Raw genomic sequence first — 21,896 nt, 5'->3', positions numbered from 1 at the left:
TAGACATAAACCTTGAGTGTCTTTAAACTGTTCAAGGATTTCATCAAACTTAAATTATTTTAAAATGAAAAAATCAATTTTAAACCTAGGAAAAGCTTTAAACAAAGTTGATCAAAAATTAATTAAAGGAGGTCGAATCTCAGCACATGGAGGTTACCAGTGTTGTAATGCATGGGGCTGTGGTGCTTGTGTAACTGGTTCTAGTGAAGACTGTAGTGGTTATGGTGAAGATGTTTATGGAAGACATTGTACAGTTAATGAAGAAATAAAAATAGCCTAATCATGAAAAAATCAATCTTAAACTTAGGTAAAACTTTAAACAGAGTTGAACAAAAACAAATTAGTGGTGGATACATGCAAGCCACATGTGAAGATTTAGGTTGGACTAGTAGTAGGTGTAACCAATGTCTATGGGATTTTGAATCTTGCTGGTTACAAAGTGGATATAGAAAATGTTGCCCTTTATAAAAGAGAATTATGAAAAAGCTAGCATTAAACTTAGGAAAAAAACTAAAAAAAACAGAACAAAAACTAATTAACGGAGGCAAACCTATTATTTTTCAATGCTCTAACTACTTTTTTTGCGCTTTAGATTGTAACGAAGGTGATACTTGTAATGTACCAAATGGAATGGGAGGTGCTAATAGAGGTGTTATAAAAAACGGACAATGTTGCCCTGCTTAACCCTGTAAATAATTATGAAAAAATCAGTCTTAAACTTAGGTAAATCTTTAAATAAAACCGAACTAAAAAAAATTAATGGAAAATTAGTCAAACTTGTGGTTTTTATGGAATGTATAATGTAAACGACTGTAATGAATGTATTAATACTATATTACCTGGAACCCCAACTTTTTGTTACAATAATTGTTGTGAAATGACTTACTAAATATAGTATATAAATACTCTCTCGCGAAGAATAGACACAAGCCTTGAGTGTCTTTAAACTGTTCAAGGGTTAATTGAATACTTAAAATTTTTAATCATGAAAAAATCAATTTTAACCTTGGGAAAAACCCTAAACAAAATAGAACAACAACAAATCAATGGCGGGTACATATATACTTGTAAAAAGTTTTGTAGTGTATCTCGTGAAGAACAACAAGACCAAATTGATAGATATGGCTGTTCTGCTTTTAGTTCTTGCCCTTGTTATGTTCCTTGCTAATATTTAATAACCTTAATTATGAAAAAATCAATTTTAAACTTAGGTAAAATTTTAAATAAAGTTAAACAGCAACAAATCAATGGAGGAAAGGTAATTGATTTTCCTTGCTCAAGCTACTTTTTTTGTGCTTTAGATTGTGAAGAAGGAGATGCTTGTGCTGTACCAAATGGAATGGGAGGTGCTAATAGAGGTATTATAAAAAACGGACAATGTTGCCCTGCTTAACCTTATAAATAAATAATTATGAAAAAAACAATCTTAAACTTAGGAAAAGCTTTAAATAAAGCTAAACAAAAAAATATTAATGGTGGTTTTGGTGGTACAGCAATGGGAGACTGTTTAGTTCCAGACCCTAACAATAATAACGAACCTTTACTTGTCGGTCACGCCCCTTGCGACGGGGTAAGTATGTGCCCTGCTCAACCTGACTATGGGTTTAATTCCCCTTACCCTCCTATGTGCTTCGCTTTTTAAAACCATAATTATCCACAAAACATAAAGGGAGGGACTAACTCTCCCTTTATTACAAACTAAAAGATGCCAAACAATACTCAAGATATAGAAATTAGAAGTGAAGAAGTTCAAGAAATTTTAACTCACGTACCTAACTGGATGATTCGTTGGGGTAACACCTTGCTTCTTGGACTCATAATAATGTTATTATTCATTTCATGGTTTGTAAAATACCCTGACGTTATTTCCACCGAAGTAATGGTTACTACCTCTACTCCTCCTGAAAAAATTTATGCAAAGTCTACCGGTCAATTCGAAACCTTTTTAACAAGCGAAGGGAAAAGCGTGTCTGAAGGTGATGTTTTAGCTGTAATTGAAAACAGTGCTTTGTACAAAGATGTTTTACTACTGAAGAGTATTGTCGATACTATCGAAGTAAATCAACAAAAGTTCTTTTTCCCTATTGATAAAGTTCCTCCACTAATTTTAGGAGATATAACCTCTAGCTACTCTCAATTTGAAAATGACTATTCTGAATATACCTTAAACGAAAAACTAACTCCGTTTAAATCGGAAAATTTCGCTAACCAAATGTCTGTTATAGAAGCTAGAGGCAGACTACAAATTTTACTTTCTCAAAAAGATTTAAATCTTAAAGAACTAGAATTTAAAGAGAAAGATCTTGATCGTAGTAGAAAAATGTTTAACCAAGGGGTTATATCTGCTAAAGAAAAAGATCAAAAAGAAATTGAATACTTACAAGCAAAACGCTCATATAAAACCCTTGAATCATCAATTTCTCAAATAAGAGAATTAATCAATAACTCTGCTAAAAACCTAGAAGGCACTTCTATAAAAAAAACACAACAAGATACTCGTTTAAAAAAGAAAGCTGTTCAATCTTTTTTATATTTAAAAAAAGCTATTAAAGACTGGGAAAAACAATATGCTCTAACTTCTTCAATAAATGGAAAAGTATCCTTTTTATCTTTTTGGAATAGAAACCAAACAGTTAATTCAGGAGATTTAATATTTACTATTATTCCTAATAAAGGGAACTCATTTATCGGTAAAATTGAAGCACCTGCTGCTAATTCTGGTAAAATAAAGAAAGGTCAAAAAGTTCAGATTAAACTTTTGAATTATCCATCTGATGAATTTGGTGAATTAAACGGAAGAGTTAAATCAATTTCTTTAACTCCTGATGAGGAAGGTAATTATTTAATTAATGTAGAGTTACCACAAGAATTAATAACGACATACAATAAAACTATTCCTTTTAGACAAGAAATGAAAGGTGCTGCGGATATAGTAACTGAAGATTTACGTTTAATAGAACGTTTCTTTTATCAATTAAAAAATATTATCAAATAATAAAAACAGACATAAACCTTGAGTGTCTATAAATGTTCAAGGAATTTATTAACCCTCGAAATTTTTCTATTATGAAAAAATCAATTTTAAGTCTAGGAAAAGCTTTAACTAAAGCTGATCAAAAACAAGTTAACGGAGGTACTGGTTGTGTAATTTATACACCAGCAGAGTGCTTTGCTTGTGGTGGTTTCTCTTTACCTAACGGATGTTGCTTAGGATCGTATGAAACACATGCTTGTTTAGGAGAAGATGTTCCTCAATAAGAGAGTTCATTTACTATTATTTTAATTGAATCATTCCTAGGTTTAAACCAATTAAGAATAAAGTAGGTTTAAACCTAGGATAAATTTAGATTATACACAAGTAGACTATCAAGCCAATATAGATTATAAATTTACCCTAATAGAACAACTCATTGTTAATAATATTTACTCGCGAAGAATAGACACAAAACCTTGAGTGTCTTTAAATAATTCAAGGATTATTAAATATTTAAACTTTTTAATCATGAAAAAATCAATCTTAAACTTGGGTAAACCTTTAAATAAAGCCAATCAAAAACAAATTAATGGAGGAGGTCTTTCTGATTGTAGTACTTACTCTGGTCCTTATTGCTATAGCGATGTTCAAAGCAACTGTGGTAGTTGTCTTGAATACAAGGCTCTTCCTGAAGAACATAAGCCTTGCGTACTTGTTGACTATTATTGTGAAGTGTAATAATAATCAATGGGTAATTTTAAATAAAGTTTCAAACTAAAAAACCTAGCTATAATAGGCGTCCTGTAAAAAAACTCAGCAATTTCTTTTCACTAAATTATAGCTGGTTAAATATAATTCTCTCGCGAGGAATAGACACAAAACCTTGAGTGTCTTTAAATAATTCAAGGATTATTAAATACTTAATTTTTTTTAATCATGAAAAAATCAATCTTAAACTTAGGTAAAGCTTTAAACAAAGCCGATCAAAAACAAATTAATGGAGGTGCAGCCAATGGTTGCTATCAAGACGGTAGAAAATGTTGTCAAACTGGCCCAGGAGGACATACTTTCTGCGATGCTGGTATATGTGATAGATTCGGGTGTGTATGGTTTTAAGTACAAAACAATAATCTTATACTTACTAAAACATGAAAAATCAATCTTAAATATAGGAATAGCTATAAGCAAGACTAATCAAAAACAAATTAACGGGGGAGGTTCTAGTTGCAATACCTACTCTGGACCTCCTTGTTACGGTATACGTAACGGAGTTTGTGGTACTTGCTCTCAGTATCAAGCACTTCCTCAGGAACATAAAGGTTGTGCTTTTGTCCATATTGATTGTGAGGAAAAATAATCCTTCTTAACTATATATAATATAGTTTTAAATAAGGTTGTACAGAAGCAAACCAACGGAAAAAATTTTTAAGCGTTTTATAAACTTTAAATCAATTGAGCGCTTCTGCTACAAATGTCAACCTAACTATTTATAAGCTTTTTAATTAAAGCTATATTAATTACAAACAGTTAGACCAATAAAACTTACTTTTTAAAAAGTAAGTTTTATCGAAAATGTGACTTTATTCAAATTTCTCTCACGTAGAATAGACACAAACCTTGAGTGTCTATAAACAGTTCAAGGATTTTATCAAATTTTTAATTATTTTAAAATGAAAAAATCAATCTTAAACTTAGGAAAAGTTTTAAATAGAAATGAACAACAATTTATTAATGGAAGAAAAATGCAACCTAGCCCTTGTGATAATGGATGTATAATTAATGGAATTTGCGTTTCAAAAGGTTTTTTTGGATGTAGATAGATTATTAAATAGCAAAAAAAGACATATACCTTGAAGTATTTAAAATTTTTCAAGGTATATTAAATATTTAAATTTTTTAATTATGAAAAAATCAATCTTAAATTTAGGAGAAAAACTAGATAAAACTCTTCAAAAACAAATTAATGGAGGGACATACAGAACCAAAGAGGAATGCGATTCTGCAGGTTGCTTTTGGGGCTTAGACGCTTTCACTAATAAATGGAGATGCGTCTGCCCTTAGTCTAAATAATGGATAAACTCTCTCACGTAAAATAAATTTATACAAATGTTAGAGTCCTTTTTAAAAATTCGAATATTAACCAATTTTATTTTATAAATATGAAAAAATCAATCTTAAATATAGGAACAGCTATAAGCAAGACTAATCAAAAACAAATTAACGGGGGAGGCTCTAGCTGCAATACCTACTCTGGACCTCCTTGTTATGGTGTAAGTAATGGGTTTTGTGGTACTTGCTCTCAGTATCAAGCTCTTCCTCAAGAACACAAAAGCTGTGTTCTTGTTCACATTGACTGTGAAGAAAGTAACCCTTTTTAATTAGAAAATACTTTGTTTAAAAGTCTATTTTAAACTTAAGAAAAGCTTTAACCAAAACTGATCAAAAATAAATTAAAGATTGAGAAAGCGAAAAAGTCGAGGTAAATAAAACAGTAATTTTCTTGGTTCAGTTGTATAACTAACTGTTTTTATGTGAGAAATTTTCTTTTTATTACTTCTAAAACCTCGTGTTTATGCTAATGAATCTTATAAAGCTCAAACTTGATTAAAGTTTTACATATAAAAAGCTACCTTGATTTCAAGGTAGTTTTTTATTTTTATCTTGTATCTATCCATAAAAAACCACTAAATTAGCAAGCTTGCTAAAAATTAAATTTTAGCTATTTAATTTGTTATTTAATATAAAAGTAGAAGAATTATGAGTCCGAATGATGACAGAAAAATTAGAGAAAAACTACAACAAAAAACTTGGAATGAAATAAAAACCAACGATTCTTGGGCTATATTTAAAATTATGTCTGAGTTTGTTGATGGATATGAAAAACTAAGTAAAATTGGTCCTTGTGTATCTATTTTTGGTTCTGCCCGTACAAAAACAGACGATCCTTATTATAAATTAGCTGAAGAAGTTGCTTTTAAACTAACTCAAAGCGGATTTGGTGTTATTACAGGAGGAGGTCCTGGTATTATGGAAGCTGGTAATAAAGGAGCGCACCGAGGAAAAGGAACCTCTGTTGGTTTAAATATTGAACTTCCTTTTGAACAACATGACAACCCATGGATTGACCATGACAAAAACTTAAACTTCGATTACTTTTTTGTTCGTAAAGTTATGTTTGTTAAATACTCACAAGGTTTTGTTGTTATGCCTGGTGGATTTGGTACTATGGATGAACTTTTTGAAGCTATAACACTAATACAAACTAACAAAATTGGACGTTTCCCTATTGTACTTATGGGTAAAAAGTTTTGGGGAGGCCTACTTGATTGGATTAAGAACACATTATTAGAGGAAGGAAATATTAGTGAAAAAGATTTGAATTTATTTAGAGTTGTTGACACTGCTGATGAAGCAGTTGAACACTTTAATAAGTTTTATGCTAAATATCAGCTAAAACCTAATTTCTAATTTTTTTTATCTTTAAAGCTCGTTATAAATACAACGAGCTTTTTTATTTTCACAAAGTTTATGAAACTTAAATGTTTTCTGTAAAACTTTTAAACTCACCTTATATAATATTGAAACAGAAAATACTCCTTTTAGTATGTACTTCCATCTTGTATTGCTTTAAAATAGTAGCACAAGAAAACTCTGTTGAAATAAAAGCTAAATTAGATATAGACAACGATGTTATTCATATTCTACAAAAAACAACTTTTTACAATCACTCTTCTTCTAATCTAGATTATATTTTTTTACATAACTGGGCAAATGGTTATAAAAACGATGATACTCCCTTAGCAAAACGGTTTATTGAAGATTACAAAAAAAACTTTTACTTTTCAAAAGAAAAAGATAGAGGCTACAGTAAAATAAAAAACTTAACTGTAAACTTTAAACAAGTTTCATTCAAAGAGAATAAAAATCAACAAGATATTATTAAAGTACTACTCAACAAACCTTTAAAACCAAAAGACAGCTTAATAATACGTACCTCATATTCTGTAAAAATTCCAAATGCAAAATATACAGGATATGGAAAAACAAAAACTGGATACCATTTACGTTTTTGGTATCTAACTCCTGCCGTATATGATAAAAAATGGCAACTGATGAGTAACTTAAATTTAGACGATCTATACGAGGAGCTCTCTAATTACTCTATTTCTATAGATATTCCTAAGAATTATCATATTGAAAGTAATTTGTATCAATATAAAACTGAACACAATAGCTATACAAACTATTATTTAGTTGGCGCCCAAAAAAAGGATATTATACTCCATATTGACACTGTTAAAACTTTTAAATCTTTTAAGCTAAAGGATAAAGAAATTAAAACTGATGCCTACCTTAAAAAAATCACGAATGAAGAGACTACCAAAATTATAAATAAACAAATACAATTTATAGAAAACTTTATAGGTAAACACCCTCACCCTGAAATTTTTGTAGATTCTCGAACTATTAATAAAAATTCATTACATGAAATTTATGGGCTTCCAAGCTGGTTGAAACCTTTCCCTAAAAACTTTAGATGGGAAACTGGGTTCTTTAAAGCTCTTACTCAGAAATATTTCGACGATATTATTATTCAAAACCCAAGAAAAGATTATTGGCTTACTGATGGCTTGCAAACTTTTTTAATGATGGAGTATGTAAAAAAATACTATCCTGAAATTACTTTTCTAGGAAAATACTCTAAGTATTGGCCAATAAAAACATATAACATTGCTCAATTAAAGCAGAATGATAAATACCCTCTAGTATATCAGTTTAGCTCTCGAAAATTTTACGATCAATCTTTAATAACCTCTAGTGATTCTCTTTCTAATTTTAACAGAAAAGTTGTTAGTAAATACAAAGCAGGTTTAGGTATTAAGTATTTACACGATTTTGTAGGCGATAGTATTTTAAAAAAATCAGTAAAAGAATTTTATATTCAAAATCAATTAAAGCCCTCAAGTAGTAAATACTTTGCTCATATACTTCAAAAAAACACTTCAAAAGATTTGCAATGGTTCTTTGGAGATTATCTTACTACCGATAAAAAAATTGATTACAAAATAAAAAAGGTAGCTTATACCAAAAATAAAGACTCTCTAATTGTTACAATTAAAAATAAAAGAACGTTTAAAGCTCCTGTTGCACTATATGGCATCCAAAATAAAGATATAAAATTTAAAACTTGGATTACTAATATAGACTCTACCAAAACAGTTAAAATTAAAAGAGGCGACTTCAATAAACTAGCTTTAAACTATGAAAACAACTATCCTGAATTTAACTCTCTTAACAATTTTAGAAATGTAAATAATAGCTTTATAAGCAAGCCTCTCCAATTTCGTTTTTTTAAAGATTTTGAAAACCCCTATTATAATCAGTTATTTTATTATCCTGATATTAAGTATAATTTGTATGATGGTTTAATACTTGGAGTAAATATAAATAATAAATCACTGGTTAATCATAATTTTCAATTTAGTTTAACCCCAAACTATAGTCTAAAAAGTAGAAACTTTACAGGATCTTTTTCTGTAGCATATAATCATTTTTTAAGAGACTCTAAGATTTATAAAATACGATATGGAATTTCAGGAAGTAACTTTCATTACGCACCTGAATTAGGGTATAATACTTTAAGTCCATTTATTAATTTTCAATTTAGAAGAAATACACTCCGCGATATAGGTTCAAAATTCTTAATAGCTCGAATGGTTAGTATTAATAAAGAAGTTGCACCTAACAATACTCAGAGTGATCAAGACAAGTATAATATTTTTAACCTTCGCTATATCAACAACAAATTTGATGCTATACGCAGAATACAGTATGCTGCTAACCTTGAAATAAACTCTAATTTCAGTAAAATTTCAACCGATTTTCGTTATAGAAAATTCTTTACTGCTAATGAAAGTTTTGAAGTTCGATTTTTTGGTGGACTCTTCTTATCAAACAAAACAGAAGGAAATTACTTTAGCTTTGGATTAAATCGCGGAAATGATTACTTGTTTGAGCAAAATTTATTTGGTCGCTCAGAAAGTGAAGGTATCTTTAGTCAGCAGTTTGTCGTTGGTCAAGGAGGTTTTAAATCTAAATTTAAAGAACCATACTTTGCTAATCAGCTTATAACATCTATTAATACCAGTGTAAGCGTATGGAAGTGGGCAGAAATTTATAATGACGTTGCCATGTTAAAAAACAAAAATACCTCTCCAAAGTTTTTTTATGAAAACGGTATTCGATTGAACTTCCTTCCTGAAATATTTGAATTTTATCTTCCTATTTACACCAATGAAGGTTTTGAAATCAATAAAAGAGCCTATCCTTCAAAAATTAGATTCATCATTACAACAGATATTGATAGAATTTATAATTTTATCAGAAGAGGTGTATTATAAATATCTCAATAATTACTTTATTTTAGTTGTTTTTTTGAAGAATATTCAACGAAAATAGAAATTTTTAAATATCAACTAAAAAACCTATCTTTGTAACCATACCTAAATTAGATGATTATGACGCAAAATACCGAAATAGCTAATACTCAACAGCTTTCTTTTCAAGATTTTAAAAATGAAGTTTTAAAGGACTATAGAATTGCTCGTATTAGTCGAGAATGTAGTTTATTAGGAAGAAGAGAAGTTTTAACAGGTAAAGCTAAATTTGGAATTTTTGGAGATGGTAAAGAAGTACCACAGTTAGCTATGGCTAAAGCTTTTCAAAATGGAGATTTCAGATCAGGTTATTATCGTGACCAAACCTTTATGATGGCTATTGGAGAATTAACTCCACAACAATTTTTTGCAGGATTATACGCACATACTGATATTGATATTGAGCCTATGTCTGCCGGTCGTCAAATGGGAGGACATTTTGCAACACATTCTTTAGATGAAAACGGTAACTGGAAAAATTTAACCGCTCAAAAAAATTCATCATCAGATATCTCTCCTACTGCAGGACAAATGCCTCGTTTATTAGGATTAGCACAAGCATCTAAAATCTATAGAAATGTTAAAGGTTTAGAAAAGCATACTAACTTTTCAATCAACGGTAACGAAGTTGCTTGGGGTACTATTGGTAATGCTAGTACAAGTGAGGGATTGTTTTTTGAAACTATCAATGCTGCTGGTGTTTTACAAGTTCCAATGATAATGAATGTTTGGGATGATGATTACGGAATTTCAGTTCATGCACGTCACCAAACTACTAAAGAAAGTATTTCAGAAATATTAAAAGGATTCCAACGTGAAAATGAAAGTAATGGGTATGAAATTTTCGTAGTGAATGGTTGGGATTATGTTCAGTTAATTGACACTTACAACAAAGCTTCTAAAATTGCTAGAGAGCAACATATACCTGTATTAATTCATGTAAAAGAATTAACACAACCTCAAGGACACTCTACTTCAGGTTCTCACGAACGTTACAAATCAAAAGAACGTTTACAATGGGAACAAGAGTTTGATTGTATTGCTCAAATGCGTAAGTGGATTTTAGAATTTGAACTAGAAAATGAAGATGGAGAGACTTTAAAATTTATTGATTCTGAAGAAGATTTAATCAATATTGAAAAAGAAGCGAAAAAAGAAGTTAGTAAAGCTAAACGTGATGCTTGGAGCGCATATACAAACGAAATAAAAGCAGAAGTAGCCGAAGCTATTGCTTTGTTAGATACCATTGCACAAAAAAGTAACAACGGTTCTTTCATTTCAAAATACAAAAACGATTTAGCGGCAATTGCTGAACCTATCAGAAAAGATATTTTAGTAGCAGCACGTAAAACGTTACGTTACTTAAGAGATGAAGGTTTCACTGAAAAAACTGCACTTCAAAACTTTATTAAAACTTCAATTGATAAAGCTGCTGTAAAATATTCAGCTCATTTATTAAGTGAAACTGAATTAGCTACTGAAAAAATTTCTGCCGAAGCTCCAACCTATGCTTCTGAAAAAAATATGGTAGATGCACGTATTATTATGCGTGATAACTTTGATGCTATTTTAGCAAAACACCCTGAAGTGTTAATTTTTGGGGAAGATGCTGGGTATATAGGTGATGTTAATCAAGGGTTAGAAGGTTTACAAGAAAAGTTTGGTGAGTTACGTGTTTCTGATACAGGTATTCGTGAAGCGACTATTTTAGGTCAAGGTATTGGTATGGCAATGCGTGGTTTGCGCCCAATTGCTGAGATTCAATATTTAGATTATTTACTGTATGCTTTACAAATTATGAGCGACGATTTAGCTACGTTGCGTTACCGTACTTTTGGAAAGCAAAAAGCTCCGTTAATTATCCGTACCCGTGGACATCGTTTAGAAGGAATTTGGCATTCAGGTTCACCAATGGGTGGAATAATAAACAATGTAAGAGGAATTCATGTATTAGTTCCTCGTAACATGACTAAAGCCGCTGGGTTCTATAACACTTTATTGGAAGGAGATGATCCTGCCTTAGTCGTAGAATGTTTAAACGGATACCGTTTAAAAGAAGAATTACCAACAAACTTAGGAGATTTTAAAACTCCAATTGGTGTTGTTGAAACTATCAAAGAAGGAAACGATATCACCATTGTTTCTTATGGTTCTACCCTACGAATTGTTGAAGAAGCTGCTAAAGATTTAGCACAAGTAGGTATAGATGTAGAAATTATAGATGCTCAAAGTTTATTACCTTTTGATATTAATCACGATACAGTTAAATCAGTGGCTAAAACAAATCGTTTATTAGTTGTTGACGAAGATGTTCCTGGAGGAGCTTCAGCTTATTTATTACAAGAAATTGTTGAAAATCAAAATGGTTATAGACATTTAGATAGTAAACCACAAACATTAACAGCAAAAGCACATAGACCTGCTTATGGTACCGACGGAGATTACTTCTCTAAACCATCTGCAGAAGATATTTTTGAGAAAGTATACGAAATTATGAACGAAGCAAACCCTTCTAAATTCAAGAGTTTGTATTAATAATTAATTTTAAAATAATTAAAATAAAAAAACGATTTTAGAATATTCTAAAATCGTTTTTTTATTCGCTTTTTTATATAATTATTCAGCTGCTTTTTCTGCTACCGCCTCAGTAGCCGCTTCTGCTTCCTGCGTATCTAAAGGCTGATTTTTTGACTCGTAATCTTCTATTTTATTCTCTATAACTGGGATAAACTTAGAAGAAGATAGATCTGAATTATTTATAACATCTTTCAATGCCTTTATTCTTTCTGTCATTGTTGGTTGAGTATTTGCTATTCCTGCAAATTTAGCTGTTGCTATATCAACTTGATCATTTGTAATATTAGAAGTTTTTACCCAACCTTCTTCTATATACTTCCCTTCAGATCTTTTTCCTTTAACTTTAATCCAATCGCCTTGAGTTTCAGTCACAGCAATAATATCCATAACGCTGTACTTTTTTTCTGTTTTAGTAAGTAAATCTGGCCTTTTGTAAACTACTGCCTCTTCTAACATAGCTCCCACTTTACCATTAACAGCTAAAAAGGTAGATCTAGTCCATCCTTCTTTTCCGTCAATCAACTTTACTTTGTAATACTCTTTCTTAGAAACAGAATCTATAGTTTCTTCTCCTGTTAAGGTTACTTTTTCTCCTAAACTAATAGAAGTTATCCATTTCCCTTTTGCAGAAGCACTTTCTCTAATAGATAATTTATCTAATAAACAAATTGCTGAAGTAGACTTTTCTTCTTTTTCACTAATAGATTTTTCAGTTGTTGAAGTATCTCCTTTGTTTTCTGAGTTTTTGTCGTCTTTACAACCTATACAAATAGTAGACACTAATGCAATAGCAATTAATATTTTTTTCATTATTATAAATTTTTTACGCAAATATATCATTTATTAATTAAATAATTTAACATGCTTTATTTACTTATTTGTTTAAAATAAAATTCCCAACATTACAGCTTAAACATTTTTTGTTTTGGCAATAATTATTTTTCAACTCTAATAAAGCCTGAGATTCAAAAGCATTTTTTGCTTTAATTTTTAACTCATCAAACTTATTTATAATTGAATTTTTTTCTGGGTGTATTTGTTGTATCAATTTTAACAAACTTTCTTCATTAACCTCTCCTCTAGCTTGTTCATAAACAAACTTTAAAGGAATAATTGTATTAATAATCAACAAGTCAATAAATGATTTTGTAAGTATTTTAACTGATTTTTTTGACTCAGAACCAAACGTATAATGAGTTTTCCAAAACTCATTTACTTCAACTGTAAATAAATTATAAAAACCCTCTATTTTATTTACATCCATTAACCTTGAAAATAAGCTTTCATATTTATTATATAAAGCCACTAATTGCGCTATTCTAATCGTAGGAAAGTTATTGGGGCGCATTCTAAAAAATTGAAAACGGTGTTTTATTAATGATTGTAGCCTGTATTTGTGCTTTATATAAACATACTCATTTTTAAGTTGCTTATAATAACTCTCTTCTATTTCATCAGCTAAAAAACCTGCCTGTCCAAACAATAAAGCAGATAGCTGCTCTTCGTTAAATCGAACTTTACGTAACACAGAAAAATCAAACGATTGTGCTAGTTCTAGGAAAGCTGTTCCATTAACTTTCAATCCGAAATTCTTAGCTAATAACTGAAACAACACCGCTTCATAATCATTATTTGATTTTTTTAGCAGCTCTTTTATTACCACCGATTTATTCTCTAATCGTTCAAAATACAAACGTTCTAACCAGTTATTTAATAAAAAAGAATTGATTTCTCCTATCTGCTTTTCACAAGGAATCCATCGTCGTTCTTTTAAAAACAATTTTCTATAATTTACCAATACATCTTCTTGAACAATTTTTTGTAATTCAACCGTTGGTAATGGATGATTATTTTTCATAAACACATCAGAATCATATTCCCACACAACATGTAAAATAACCGCATCATAATTCACATCTTTTTCATGATGATGCGCATACCAATCTGATGACTTTATATGAATTTCAACATTTCCAACCCATAGCTGCCCATCAATCTTCAATTTTGTATTCAAAAAATCAGGTCCTGAATTCGTATTATGACTCCCTGTGTTTAATACTTCAACGGTTTCTCCTTTTACTGATATTAAATTTGCTTTGCTAAATAGTTTATACTGCCAAATAAAGTGCAAGAACTCTTCTTTCATACATTTTTTTATTTTCAATGTACAAAATATTTTTATGATACTATCAATATTAATTATTCGAAGTATTTTTAGACTACTTTTTATTCTTCTATTTTTGTCAAAATAAATTACTATAGGTAAACTTACAGGATAACAATGTAAGGCACGTTTTTAATTTAGAGATAAACCTTGAAGTATTTTAACTCTCAATTATCGAGTAAAAATTAAACCACATGAATAGTATAGAAAATTTACAATGGCGTTACGCTGTTAAAAAATTTGACGAGCATAAATTTCTTTCCGAAGAACAAATTAATCTTTTAAAAGAAGCATTTAATTTAACTGCTACTTCTTATGGATTACAACCTGTAAAAATGGTTGTGGTTAAAAACAAAGATTTACAACTACAATTGGTGGCACATTCTTGGAATCAACACCAAGTTGCACAGGCTTCTCATTTATTGGTATTGTGTACCCCAAAAGAACTTACTACTAAAGATGTTGAGAGCTATTTTAAATTAGTAAAAGACATAAGAAACACACCCGATGAAATTTTAAACCCTTTCAAAGAGTTTTTAACTAACGATATAGAAAATAAATCTCCTGAAGTATTATTCCATTGGATGAAAAACCAAGCATATATTGCTTTAGGAAACTTAATGACTGTTGCTGCAAATGAAAAAATTGACAGCTGCCCTATGGAAGGTTTTGTTCCTGAAAAATATGATGAAATTTTAGAATTAGATAAATACAACTTACAATCAGTTTTAGTATTACCTGTTGGTTTTAGAGCAGAAGATGACTACATGAAAGACTTAAAAAAAGTTCGTAGAAAAACAGAAGATGTCGTTATTGAGCTTTCTTAGACAACACTAATTATGAATTACGATTGATAATTTTAGTACATTCGTAATTCATAATTTAACTATATGCAACCGTTACATATACTACTCCTTATTTTAGCCTATTTTGGTGTATTAATTCTTATCTCATACATCACAGGTAAATCGGCAAACAATCAAACATTTTTTAAAGCAAACAACTCATCTCCTTGGTATTTAGTTGCCTTTGGTATGATTGGAGCATCATTATCTGGAGTTACTTTTATTTCGGTTCCTGGTTGGGTTGAAGGTGACAAAATGAGTTATATGCAAATGGTGCTGGGGTATGTATTAGGTTATGCCGTTATTGGATTGGTACTACTTCCACTCTATTACCGATTAAATTTAACTTCAATTTACACCTATTTAGAAGGACGTTTTGGTAGATATTCGTACAAAACTGGGGCTTCTTTTTTCTTACTTTCAAGAACTATTGGTGCTGCCTTTCGCTTGTTTTTGGTGGCAAATGTATTACAGTTAATTTTGTTTGATGCTTATGGAATTCCGTTTTGGGTAACAGTAACAATTACCATTTTACTTATATGGCTATATACTTTTAAAGGAGGCATAAAAACTATTGTATGGACAGACACTTTACAAACGTTGTTTATGCTAATTGCTGTTGGAGTTTGTATTGTAATGATAAAAGATGAAATGCAAATTGATAATTTGTTTTCGTATGTAACAGACAATAGCTTATCTAAAACTTTCTTTTTTGACGATGTAAAGGCTGGTAACTATTTTTGGAAACAATTCTTTTCAGGAGCTTTTATTTCAATTGTGATGACAGGTTTAGATCAAGACATGATGCAAAAAAACTTGACTTGCCGCAATTTAAAAGATGCTCAAAAAAACATGTTTTGGTTTACTATAGTACTCGTTATTGTTAACTTCTTTTTCTTAGCTTTAGGAATCCTGTTAACTGATTACGCTACAGTAAATGAACTAAACGCTCATAAAGACAACTTATTTCCTACCATAGCTATGAGTGGTGATTTAGGTATAGCTACTTCCCTATTCTTCCTTCTCGGTTTAATAGCAGCAGCATACTCAAGTGCTGATAGTGCTTTAACTTCGTTAACTACTTCTTTTAGTATTGATATTCTTGAAATTGACAAAAAAGATAATGAGCAAGAAAGAGAAAAAACACGAAAGAAAATTCATGTGCTGTTTTCATTTATTTTAGTGGCTACTATCTTAATTTTTAAATATTTTATTGCTGATGAGAGTGTAATTGCTAAAATATTCCAATTTGCTGGTTATACTTACGGGCCGTTACTAGGTTTATATGCTTTTGGGTTATTTACCAAACTAAACATAAAAGACAAGTTAGTTCCTATCGTTTGTTTAATTGCTCCGGTTTTAACCTATGTTATTAGTTTTTATAGCAAGGAAAAGTTTGGGTTTGATTTTGGATTCTTTGTATTAGTATTAAACGGATTCTTAACTTTTTTAGGATTACTTTTGATAAGTAATAATAAACAAAGTAAATCAGCAATTCTGCCTATAATTATGTCTCTTCTTGGTTTTCTAAGAGCTATATTGAATGGATTTGAAGACTGGAGAGCTATATTATTCCTAATTTTAGGTTTTACTTGGCTCAGTATTATTATCTCTAGATTAAAAAGCAAGCATAATGCCTAAAAAAGGAAAAGCTAAAAATACTGTAAACAAAGCGAAACATACACGCTTAATGAAGCAGAAAGAAAACAAACTTCGTTTGGAAAAACAACGTACCAAAGAACGTTTAAAAGCCATTATTAAAAAAGTTAACGAACAAAAAGAAAATGACAGCTCAACAAATAATTAAAAAGTTTGACTTAACGGAACATCCTGAAGGTGGTTTTTATAAAGAAACCTATAGAAGCAACGGAATTATTAAAAACAAACACTTAAATTCTAACTTTGTAGGTGATAGAAATTACAGTACTTGTATTTATTTTTTATTAACTTCTGAAAAATTTTCTGCCTTTCATAAAATCAATCAAGATGAAATTTGGCATTTTTACAAAGGAAGTACCTTAAAACTACATATGATTTCTCCCAAAGGAAACTATTCTTTTGTATTGATTGGAAATAATATAGAAAATGATGAGCAACCACAATTTGTAGTTCCTGCTGGTTACTGGTTTGCTGCTGAAGTTAGTAAAGAAAACTCATATGCTTTTACTGGTTGCACTGTTGCTCCTGGATTTGACTTCAGCGATTTTGTTTTACCTAAAAGAGAAGAGTTAATACAACTATTCCCACAACATAAAGAAATCATAACTAAACTAACACATTTTTAAATAATTCTTCCTCACTACCTATATACAAATCTACTATATAGTGTATAAGAAGTAAGATTCTTTTACATTTCCTTTTCATCTATTAATTGATTAAATTTGTTACTTAGTATTACCTATCTACAGATACTAAAAAAAACTTCAATTATAAAGTAACGAAATACTTAGCCGTTATTTTACTTAAAAAAAAATGAAAAATAACACATACAAAAAGCTATCTATTTGGTATAAAAAATTCCAAATTAGCAAAACACCTCAAATGAATTTAGTTTGGGGATTCTTCTTATATACCTTTATCGGTTTTATTTTACTATCAATTCCTCTGTTTCATAAAGCAGATGTATCTTTTTTGGACAATCTATTTATCTCAACATCAGCAATATCAACTACAGGGCTAGTTACTATCAGTATTTTTGATTCCTATAATTTCTTCGGACAGTTTATTATAATGATGCTCATACAAATTGGTGGAATTGGCTACATGACACTAACAACCTACTACTTGTTATTTATCACAAAAAAAATAACGCATTGGCATAGTAAATTATTAGGAACAGAATTTACGTTACCTAATAGTATTAAAATAAAAGATTTTATTAAAAGTGTTATTGTCTTTACTTTAATTATGGAAACTATTGGAGTTATACTGTTTTATATTGCTTTTACCAATTCTGGTATGCAAAACTTAAAAGCCATTTGGTTTGCTATTTTCCATAGCGTTTCATCTTTTTGCACTGCGGGTTTTGGTTTATTCAACAATGGCTTTGAAGAATACCACGATAACGTTTTTATAAATACAACAATCTCTATTTTAGCTATAGCAGGTTCTTTAGGTTTTATTGTTGTTACCGATTTATGGTATCGTCTTTCTGGAAAGACTAAAGAAATATCCTTCACAACAAAAATTATTGTCTACGGATTTATATTCTTATTACTTTCAGGAACATTACTTACGTACCTATCAGAACCTTCTTTAAACCTAAACTCCAACCATTCGTTAATGACTTCTTTTTTTCAAACAATGTCTGCAATGACAACAGTTGGTTTTAATACTGTACCTATTGGTGGTTTTTCTTTACCAATATTATTACTACTTACTTTTTTAATGTACATAGGTGCATCACCATCTGGAACAGCTGGAGGAATGAAAATCACAACTTTAACAGCAATGATTTCTATATTAAAAAGTAGATTATTAGGACAAAAAAAGATTACGTTTTTAAACAGGATTATACCTTTTGATAGAATTTACATAGCAACCTCTACTTTTATGTTATATACCAGTTTAATTTTTTTATTCTCTTTTTTACTTTCATATAGTGAAAGCTTCTCTTTTGACAAAATATTGTTTGAAGTTGCTTCTGCTCTTGGCACCGTTGGATTAAGTACTGGAATTACTGGAGACTTATCAAACCTAGGCAAATTCCTCATAATTATTCTAATGTTCATAGGAAGAGTTGGTGTTTTAACTTTTGGTTTTGCTTTATTACAACAGAAACAAAACGAATTAGAAAAAATAAAATCTGACGATTTAGCCGTATAGTTTTTTAACCGATAGCGAAATAATAATCGCTATCGGTTTATAATTTTACATGAACGCTATCTGTAAGCCCATCAATACAAATATTACACCTGAAATTTTATTTAACCTTACCCCTATTCTTTCATTCTCTTTAATCTTAGTTGAAAATATCCCAGCAAACGATGTTAAAACCAAGTACCAAATGGTAGTCATTACCGCATAAATTACTCCCATTATTATAAAAGGAACTGGATTTTCTATCTCTTTTGGGCTTATAAACTGCGGAAAGAACGCTATAAAGAATAATGCAACTTTCGGGTTTAATATATTTGTTACAAACCCTGATGTAAAACTGCTTTTTGCTGAATTTTTCTTTTGTTCTTCGTTTGTATTAGCAATCAGCCCTTTTTTTGACATCACTTTTGTTACACCTAAATAAATTAAATAAGCTGCTCCTAAATATTTAATCAATGCAAAGAATATTGCTGATTTAGCTACCATAATCGATAAACCTAATGCTCCAAACAAAGTATGTACTAGAGCTCCAGTGTTTAAGCCAAAACTAGTATATATACCAGATCTTCTTCCTTGGCTAATTGACTTGTTAATTAAAAAGACGGTTTCTATTCCTGGTGTCAAAACAAAAAGAATAGTTGCTACTAAAAATGCGATAAAATTCTCAATTCCCATTTCGTTACTTCTTTAAAAATGATTACAAAGTTTTTTATGCAAAGCAACAGCAGTTCTCTTTATTAAAAAATACTTATTTTTGACTAATTAATGCAAAAAACGCATTAAAATGACTATTCAACAGATTCGATATTTTTTAATTCTAGCAGAAGAATTACATTTTTGGAAAACAGCAGAAAAAGTTTACACCTCTCAATCGTCATTAAGTAGGCAAATTCAATCTTTAGAAGAAGAATTAGGCATTACTTTATTTGAGCGAGATAAAAGAAATGTAAAACTTACTGAAGCTGGTGTATTCCTTAAAAAAAAATGGGATGTTCTATTAGACGAGTTCGATCGTACACATCAACATGCTAAAAAAATTGATGAAGGTTCTTCTGGACTTGTTAGTATTGCCTACCCTGGCTCTATCTCTTACAACTATTTACCTGAATTACTTAAAATATTTTCAGAAAAGAAACCAGATTTAAAAGTAGAACTTATGGAGCCTACTGATATTACACTTGAAAAATTACTTTCTAGTTATCAAATAGATTTTGCTTTTAGCAGAAATGAAGTTCTAAATGCTTCTATTTTATCTGAAAGATTGTATGCTGAACCCGTTTGCCTTGTGGTTCCAAAAGATCATTGGATAACAGAAGATTCTTTTGTTGATTTAAGAGACGTAAAAGACGAAAAATTTATCCTTTCTGGTTTACATCATACTACTTATTTTTCCTCATTACTACGCAATATTTTTAACACTTATGGTTTTGAACCTCAAACTCATATTGAATCTGATTTTGGGAGTATGATATTAAACTTAATTGGTAGAGGTTTAGGAATATCTATTTTACCTTACTCATATCAGTTTTCTTTAAATACGAACATACGGTTTATTACACTACCCGAAAGCACAGAATTATATATCAATTGGCGCAAGAACGACCATAGAAAAGTAATTAAAAGTGTTATTGAATATTCTGTAAAATTAGGCAAAAACTACAACCGAAAGTTTGTATAAAACAAAAACCTGAACATTTTCTAATGTTCAGGTTTTTGTTTATTTGTATACGTACAAGTAACTATTTATCAATCGAACCTAAAACACGTTTCATAAAATTATTTAACGCTTCTTTTTTAGGTGTTCCATCTTTAATCATTTTATTAACTTCAATTGCTCCGTACATATTAGAGATTAACTCTCCTATAACGTCTAGCTCTTCATCTTTTAACGATGGAACCTCTGTTAAAGCTTCAAGCGTCTCAATAGTTTCTAGTACATAATCTTGGTCATTTTCTTCAATAAATGAAGTTAAATGTTTAATTACTGGTAATTTCATAACTAAGCTACTTCATTTACTAAATCCTTCAATACATCAAACTTATTGGTTTGAGTTTGATTTACTAATTTTCCATCAATATAAGTAGCAAAAGTAGGCAAGTTACTCACATCAGCAAGTTTTCTACTCTCTGGAAATTTTTCGGCATCAGCTATTACAAAAACCATATCTTCATTCTCAGAAGACAACTTTTTAAATTTAGGTTTCATAATACGGCAGTTACCACACCATGAAGCTGAAAACTGAACTACAACTTTTTTATTACCTGCAACAACTTCAGATAAATTGTCTTGACTTAATTCTTGTACCATTTCTTTAATTATTATCCATTTCGAAAGGAGCTCGTGCTCGACCCCTTCACTTATCTCACACGAACTTGTTTCCTTTCTTTAATTATGTCTAATTAGTTTGCTGCTAAATATTCTGCTGTTGCTTTTGCATTAGCTTGCATTGCTGCTTTACCTTCTTCCCAGTTTGCAGGACATACCTCACCTTTTTCTTGTACGTGAGTATAAGCATCTACTAAACGTAAATATTCATTTACATTACGACCAACTGGCATATGGTTTATTCCTTCATGAAAAACAGTTCCTTCTTCATCTATTAAATATGTAGCTCTATAAGTTACATTATCTCCTTCAACCTGTACAGTTCCTGTAGCTTCATCATAAACCTCGTTAGAGATGTCTAAGATACCTAAAATAGATGATAAATTACGATTACTATCAGCTAATAATGGGTAAGTAACACCTTCAATACCTCCATTATCCTTAGATTGGTTTAACCAAGCAAAGTGTACTTCAGGAGTATCGCAAGAAGCTCCAATTACAATGGTATTTCTTTTTTCAAATTCTGGTAATGCAGCTTGAAAAGCATGTAACTCAGTTGGACAAACGAAAGTAAAGTCTTTCGGATACCAAAACAACAACACTTTTTTCTTGTTTTTAACTGCTTCTTCTAATACATTTAACTTAAACGTGTCACCCATTTCGTTCATTGCATCTACGTTTAAACTTGGAAATTTTTTTCCTACTGCTGTAGCCATTTTATAGTTTTTTATTGATTAATATTTTTTTACAGGCA

28 protein-coding genes are annotated in these 21,896 nt (G+C 30.2%); 22 read left to right on the top strand and 6 right to left on the bottom strand.

Annotation, left to right across the window (positions count from 1 at the left end; translation table 11 throughout):
* The first annotated feature begins 64 nt into the window (after positions 1–64).
* The 16 genes from MHM83_RS12420 (at position 65) to MHM83_RS12345 (ending at position 11,946) form a co-directional block, all read left to right on the top strand.
* Entirely contained in the window at positions 65–280 is a 216-nt protein-coding gene (locus MHM83_RS12420) for a hypothetical protein (RefSeq protein ID WP_159613842.1), read from the top strand.
* Between the two features lie 2 nt (positions 281–282).
* On the top strand, positions 283–468 hold the full coding sequence (locus tag MHM83_RS12415) for a hypothetical protein (protein WP_239180074.1): 186 nt from the start codon (positions 283–285) through the stop codon (positions 466–468).
* Between the two features lie 9 nt (positions 469–477).
* Positions 478–684 carry a hypothetical protein gene (locus tag MHM83_RS12410; RefSeq protein ID WP_159613840.1) on the top strand — a complete coding sequence of 69 codons (207 nt, stop codon included), beginning with the start codon at positions 478–480 and terminating at the stop codon, positions 682–684.
* 301 nt (positions 685–985) lie between these two features.
* Complete coding sequence (locus MHM83_RS12405; protein WP_159613838.1) at positions 986–1,168, top strand: hypothetical protein; 183 nt, start codon at positions 986–988, stop codon at positions 1,166–1,168.
* Positions 1,169–1,186: 18 nt separating this feature from the next.
* Positions 1,187–1,393 (top strand): hypothetical protein, encoded by a 207-nt coding sequence (locus MHM83_RS12400; protein WP_159613836.1) that lies wholly within the window; start codon positions 1,187–1,189, stop codon positions 1,391–1,393.
* Between the two features lie 18 nt (positions 1,394–1,411).
* A complete protein-coding gene (locus MHM83_RS12395) occupies positions 1,412–1,642 on the top strand; it encodes a hypothetical protein (RefSeq protein ID WP_159613834.1) in 231 nt (76 codons plus the stop codon).
* 63 nt (positions 1,643–1,705) lie between these two features.
* A complete protein-coding gene (locus tag MHM83_RS12390) occupies positions 1,706–2,995 on the top strand; it encodes an HlyD family secretion protein (RefSeq protein WP_159613832.1) in 1,290 nt (429 codons plus the stop codon).
* A gap of 71 nt (positions 2,996–3,066) precedes the next feature.
* A complete protein-coding gene (locus MHM83_RS12385) occupies positions 3,067–3,258 on the top strand; it encodes a hypothetical protein (RefSeq protein WP_159613830.1) in 192 nt (63 codons plus the stop codon).
* A 244-nt stretch (positions 3,259–3,502) separates the two neighbouring features.
* Complete coding sequence (locus MHM83_RS12380) at positions 3,503–3,712, top strand: hypothetical protein (RefSeq protein ID WP_239180071.1); 210 nt, start codon at positions 3,503–3,505, stop codon at positions 3,710–3,712.
* A gap of 198 nt (positions 3,713–3,910) precedes the next feature.
* The gene (locus MHM83_RS12375) at positions 3,911–4,090 is read left to right on the top strand and encodes a hypothetical protein (RefSeq protein WP_173359727.1); all 180 of its coding nucleotides are present in this window, start codon (positions 3,911–3,913) and stop codon (positions 4,088–4,090) included.
* Positions 4,091–4,644: 554 nt separating this feature from the next.
* Positions 4,645–4,794: a hypothetical protein gene (locus MHM83_RS12370; RefSeq protein WP_159613826.1), complete on the top strand. Its 150-nt coding sequence runs from the start codon at positions 4,645–4,647 to the stop codon at positions 4,792–4,794.
* 82 nt (positions 4,795–4,876) lie between these two features.
* Complete coding sequence (locus MHM83_RS12365; RefSeq protein ID WP_239180069.1) at positions 4,877–5,035, top strand: hypothetical protein; 159 nt, start codon at positions 4,877–4,879, stop codon at positions 5,033–5,035.
* Positions 5,036–5,133: 98 nt separating this feature from the next.
* The gene (locus MHM83_RS12360) at positions 5,134–5,352 is read left to right on the top strand and encodes a hypothetical protein (RefSeq protein WP_239180067.1); all 219 of its coding nucleotides are present in this window, start codon (positions 5,134–5,136) and stop codon (positions 5,350–5,352) included.
* A gap of 379 nt (positions 5,353–5,731) precedes the next feature.
* Positions 5,732–6,442: a TIGR00730 family Rossman fold protein gene (locus tag MHM83_RS12355; RefSeq protein ID WP_047790084.1), complete on the top strand. Its 711-nt coding sequence runs from the start codon at positions 5,732–5,734 to the stop codon at positions 6,440–6,442.
* Positions 6,443–6,552: 110 nt separating this feature from the next.
* Positions 6,553–9,375: an aminopeptidase gene (locus tag MHM83_RS12350; RefSeq protein ID WP_239180065.1), complete on the top strand. Its 2,823-nt coding sequence runs from the start codon at positions 6,553–6,555 to the stop codon at positions 9,373–9,375.
* A gap of 117 nt (positions 9,376–9,492) precedes the next feature.
* Positions 9,493–11,946, top strand: coding sequence for an alpha-ketoacid dehydrogenase subunit alpha/beta (locus MHM83_RS12345; RefSeq protein WP_239180062.1), 2,454 nt, complete (start codon positions 9,493–9,495; stop codon positions 11,944–11,946).
* An 81-nt stretch (positions 11,947–12,027) separates the two neighbouring features.
* Here MHM83_RS12345 and MHM83_RS12340 read toward each other — a convergent pair whose 3' ends face one another.
* On the bottom strand, positions 12,028–12,798 hold the full coding sequence (locus MHM83_RS12340; protein WP_239180060.1) for an SH3 domain-containing protein: 771 nt from the start codon (positions 12,796–12,798) through the stop codon (positions 12,028–12,030).
* A 64-nt stretch (positions 12,799–12,862) separates the two neighbouring features.
* On the bottom strand, positions 12,863–14,134 hold the full coding sequence (locus tag MHM83_RS12335; protein ID WP_239180058.1) for a DUF2851 family protein: 1,272 nt from the start codon (positions 14,132–14,134) through the stop codon (positions 12,863–12,865).
* 212 nt (positions 14,135–14,346) lie between these two features.
* Between MHM83_RS12335 and MHM83_RS12330 the strand changes: the two genes are divergently transcribed.
* The 5 genes from MHM83_RS12330 (at position 14,347) to MHM83_RS12310 (ending at position 18,822) form a co-directional block, all read left to right on the top strand.
* Positions 14,347–14,979 carry an NAD(P)H-dependent oxidoreductase gene (locus MHM83_RS12330; RefSeq protein ID WP_239180056.1) on the top strand — a complete coding sequence of 211 codons (633 nt, stop codon included), beginning with the start codon at positions 14,347–14,349 and terminating at the stop codon, positions 14,977–14,979.
* Positions 14,980–15,042: 63 nt separating this feature from the next.
* Positions 15,043–16,638: a sodium:solute symporter gene (locus tag MHM83_RS12325; RefSeq protein ID WP_239180054.1), complete on the top strand. Its 1,596-nt coding sequence runs from the start codon at positions 15,043–15,045 to the stop codon at positions 16,636–16,638.
* Positions 16,631–16,804 (top strand): hypothetical protein, encoded by a 174-nt coding sequence (locus MHM83_RS12320; protein ID WP_164505159.1) that lies wholly within the window; start codon positions 16,631–16,633, stop codon positions 16,802–16,804. Before MHM83_RS12325 ends, MHM83_RS12320 begins: the two co-directional genes overlap by 8 nt.
* Complete coding sequence (locus MHM83_RS12315; protein ID WP_239180052.1) at positions 16,782–17,282, top strand: cupin domain-containing protein; 501 nt, start codon at positions 16,782–16,784, stop codon at positions 17,280–17,282. Before MHM83_RS12320 ends, MHM83_RS12315 begins: the two co-directional genes overlap by 23 nt.
* 187 nt (positions 17,283–17,469) lie before the next feature.
* Positions 17,470–18,822 carry a TrkH family potassium uptake protein gene (locus MHM83_RS12310; RefSeq protein ID WP_073184557.1) on the top strand — a complete coding sequence of 451 codons (1,353 nt, stop codon included), beginning with the start codon at positions 17,470–17,472 and terminating at the stop codon, positions 18,820–18,822.
* Between the two features lie 45 nt (positions 18,823–18,867).
* On the opposite strand, the gene MHM83_RS12305 is transcribed toward MHM83_RS12310, so the two are convergent.
* The gene (locus tag MHM83_RS12305) at positions 18,868–19,491 is read right to left on the bottom strand and encodes a LysE family translocator (protein ID WP_239180051.1); all 624 of its coding nucleotides are present in this window, start codon (positions 19,489–19,491) and stop codon (positions 18,868–18,870) included.
* Between the two features lie 109 nt (positions 19,492–19,600).
* On the opposite strand from MHM83_RS12305, the gene MHM83_RS12300 reads away from it, so the two are divergent.
* Positions 19,601–20,494, top strand: coding sequence for a LysR family transcriptional regulator (locus MHM83_RS12300; protein WP_239180050.1), 894 nt, complete (start codon positions 19,601–19,603; stop codon positions 20,492–20,494).
* Positions 20,495–20,555: 61 nt separating this feature from the next.
* Here MHM83_RS12300 and MHM83_RS12295 read toward each other — a convergent pair whose 3' ends face one another.
* From MHM83_RS12295 to MHM83_RS12285, 3 genes are all read right to left on the bottom strand, one after another.
* Entirely contained in the window at positions 20,556–20,813 is a 258-nt protein-coding gene (locus MHM83_RS12295; protein WP_047790075.1) for a DUF6952 family protein, read from the bottom strand.
* A 2-nt stretch (positions 20,814–20,815) separates the two neighbouring features.
* A complete protein-coding gene (locus tag MHM83_RS12290; RefSeq protein WP_047790074.1) occupies positions 20,816–21,124 on the bottom strand; it encodes a thioredoxin family protein in 309 nt (102 codons plus the stop codon).
* A 92-nt stretch (positions 21,125–21,216) separates the two neighbouring features.
* Positions 21,217–21,858 (bottom strand): peroxiredoxin, encoded by a 642-nt coding sequence (locus tag MHM83_RS12285; RefSeq protein WP_159613816.1) that lies wholly within the window; start codon positions 21,856–21,858, stop codon positions 21,217–21,219.
* Positions 21,859–21,896 lie beyond the last annotated feature (38 nt).

The organism is Tenacibaculum sp. Mcav3-52, assembly GCF_022347665.1.
GTDB lineage: Bacteria > Bacteroidota > Bacteroidia > Flavobacteriales > Flavobacteriaceae > Polaribacter > Polaribacter mesophilus.
The sequence above is the reverse complement of the archived record's forward strand: the minus strand, read 5'-3'. Positions and strand labels throughout refer to the sequence as shown.

Excerpts from the sequence above, each read along its gene's own strand:
- MHM83_RS12325 (WP_239180054.1), top strand. The coding sequence starts at position 15,043 with ATGCAACCGTTACATATACTACTCCTTATTTTAGCCTATTTTGGTGTA.
- MHM83_RS12290 (WP_047790074.1), bottom strand. The coding sequence starts at position 21,124 with ATGGTACAAGAATTAAGTCAAGACAATTTATCTGAAGTTGTTGCAGGT.
- MHM83_RS12375 (WP_173359727.1), top strand. The coding sequence starts at position 3,911 with ATGAAAAAATCAATCTTAAACTTAGGTAAAGCTTTAAACAAAGCCGAT.
- MHM83_RS12300 (WP_239180050.1), top strand. The coding sequence starts at position 19,601 with ATGACTATTCAACAGATTCGATATTTTTTAATTCTAGCAGAAGAATTA.
- MHM83_RS12405 (WP_159613838.1), top strand. The coding sequence starts at position 986 with ATGAAAAAATCAATTTTAACCTTGGGAAAAACCCTAAACAAAATAGAA.
- MHM83_RS12355 (WP_047790084.1), top strand. The coding sequence starts at position 5,732 with ATGAGTCCGAATGATGACAGAAAAATTAGAGAAAAACTACAACAAAAA.
- MHM83_RS12320 (WP_164505159.1), top strand. The coding sequence starts at position 16,631 with ATGCCTAAAAAAGGAAAAGCTAAAAATACTGTAAACAAAGCGAAACAT.
- MHM83_RS12310 (WP_073184557.1), top strand. The coding sequence starts at position 17,470 with ATGAAAAATAACACATACAAAAAGCTATCTATTTGGTATAAAAAATTC.
- MHM83_RS12390 (WP_159613832.1), top strand. The coding sequence starts at position 1,706 with ATGCCAAACAATACTCAAGATATAGAAATTAGAAGTGAAGAAGTTCAA.
- MHM83_RS12345 (WP_239180062.1), top strand. The coding sequence starts at position 9,493 with ATGACGCAAAATACCGAAATAGCTAATACTCAACAGCTTTCTTTTCAA.
- MHM83_RS12420 (WP_159613842.1), top strand. The coding sequence starts at position 65 with ATGAAAAAATCAATTTTAAACCTAGGAAAAGCTTTAAACAAAGTTGAT.
- MHM83_RS12340 (WP_239180060.1), bottom strand. The coding sequence starts at position 12,798 with ATGAAAAAAATATTAATTGCTATTGCATTAGTGTCTACTATTTGTATA.
- MHM83_RS12335 (WP_239180058.1), bottom strand. The coding sequence starts at position 14,134 with ATGAAAGAAGAGTTCTTGCACTTTATTTGGCAGTATAAACTATTTAGC.
- MHM83_RS12415 (WP_239180074.1), top strand. The coding sequence starts at position 283 with ATGAAAAAATCAATCTTAAACTTAGGTAAAACTTTAAACAGAGTTGAA.
- MHM83_RS12410 (WP_159613840.1), top strand. The coding sequence starts at position 478 with ATGAAAAAGCTAGCATTAAACTTAGGAAAAAAACTAAAAAAAACAGAA.
- MHM83_RS12370 (WP_159613826.1), top strand. The coding sequence starts at position 4,645 with ATGAAAAAATCAATCTTAAACTTAGGAAAAGTTTTAAATAGAAATGAA.
- MHM83_RS12285 (WP_159613816.1), bottom strand. The coding sequence starts at position 21,858 with ATGGCTACAGCAGTAGGAAAAAAATTTCCAAGTTTAAACGTAGATGCA.
- MHM83_RS12295 (WP_047790075.1), bottom strand. The coding sequence starts at position 20,813 with ATGAAATTACCAGTAATTAAACATTTAACTTCATTTATTGAAGAAAAT.
- MHM83_RS12360 (WP_239180067.1), top strand. The coding sequence starts at position 5,134 with ATGAAAAAATCAATCTTAAATATAGGAACAGCTATAAGCAAGACTAAT.
- MHM83_RS12305 (WP_239180051.1), bottom strand. The coding sequence starts at position 19,491 with ATGGGAATTGAGAATTTTATCGCATTTTTAGTAGCAACTATTCTTTTT.
- MHM83_RS12330 (WP_239180056.1), top strand. The coding sequence starts at position 14,347 with ATGAATAGTATAGAAAATTTACAATGGCGTTACGCTGTTAAAAAATTT.
- MHM83_RS12365 (WP_239180069.1), top strand. The coding sequence starts at position 4,877 with ATGAAAAAATCAATCTTAAATTTAGGAGAAAAACTAGATAAAACTCTT.
- MHM83_RS12395 (WP_159613834.1), top strand. The coding sequence starts at position 1,412 with ATGAAAAAAACAATCTTAAACTTAGGAAAAGCTTTAAATAAAGCTAAA.
- MHM83_RS12315 (WP_239180052.1), top strand. The coding sequence starts at position 16,782 with ATGACAGCTCAACAAATAATTAAAAAGTTTGACTTAACGGAACATCCT.
- MHM83_RS12380 (WP_239180071.1), top strand. The coding sequence starts at position 3,503 with ATGAAAAAATCAATCTTAAACTTGGGTAAACCTTTAAATAAAGCCAAT.
- MHM83_RS12385 (WP_159613830.1), top strand. The coding sequence starts at position 3,067 with ATGAAAAAATCAATTTTAAGTCTAGGAAAAGCTTTAACTAAAGCTGAT.
- MHM83_RS12400 (WP_159613836.1), top strand. The coding sequence starts at position 1,187 with ATGAAAAAATCAATTTTAAACTTAGGTAAAATTTTAAATAAAGTTAAA.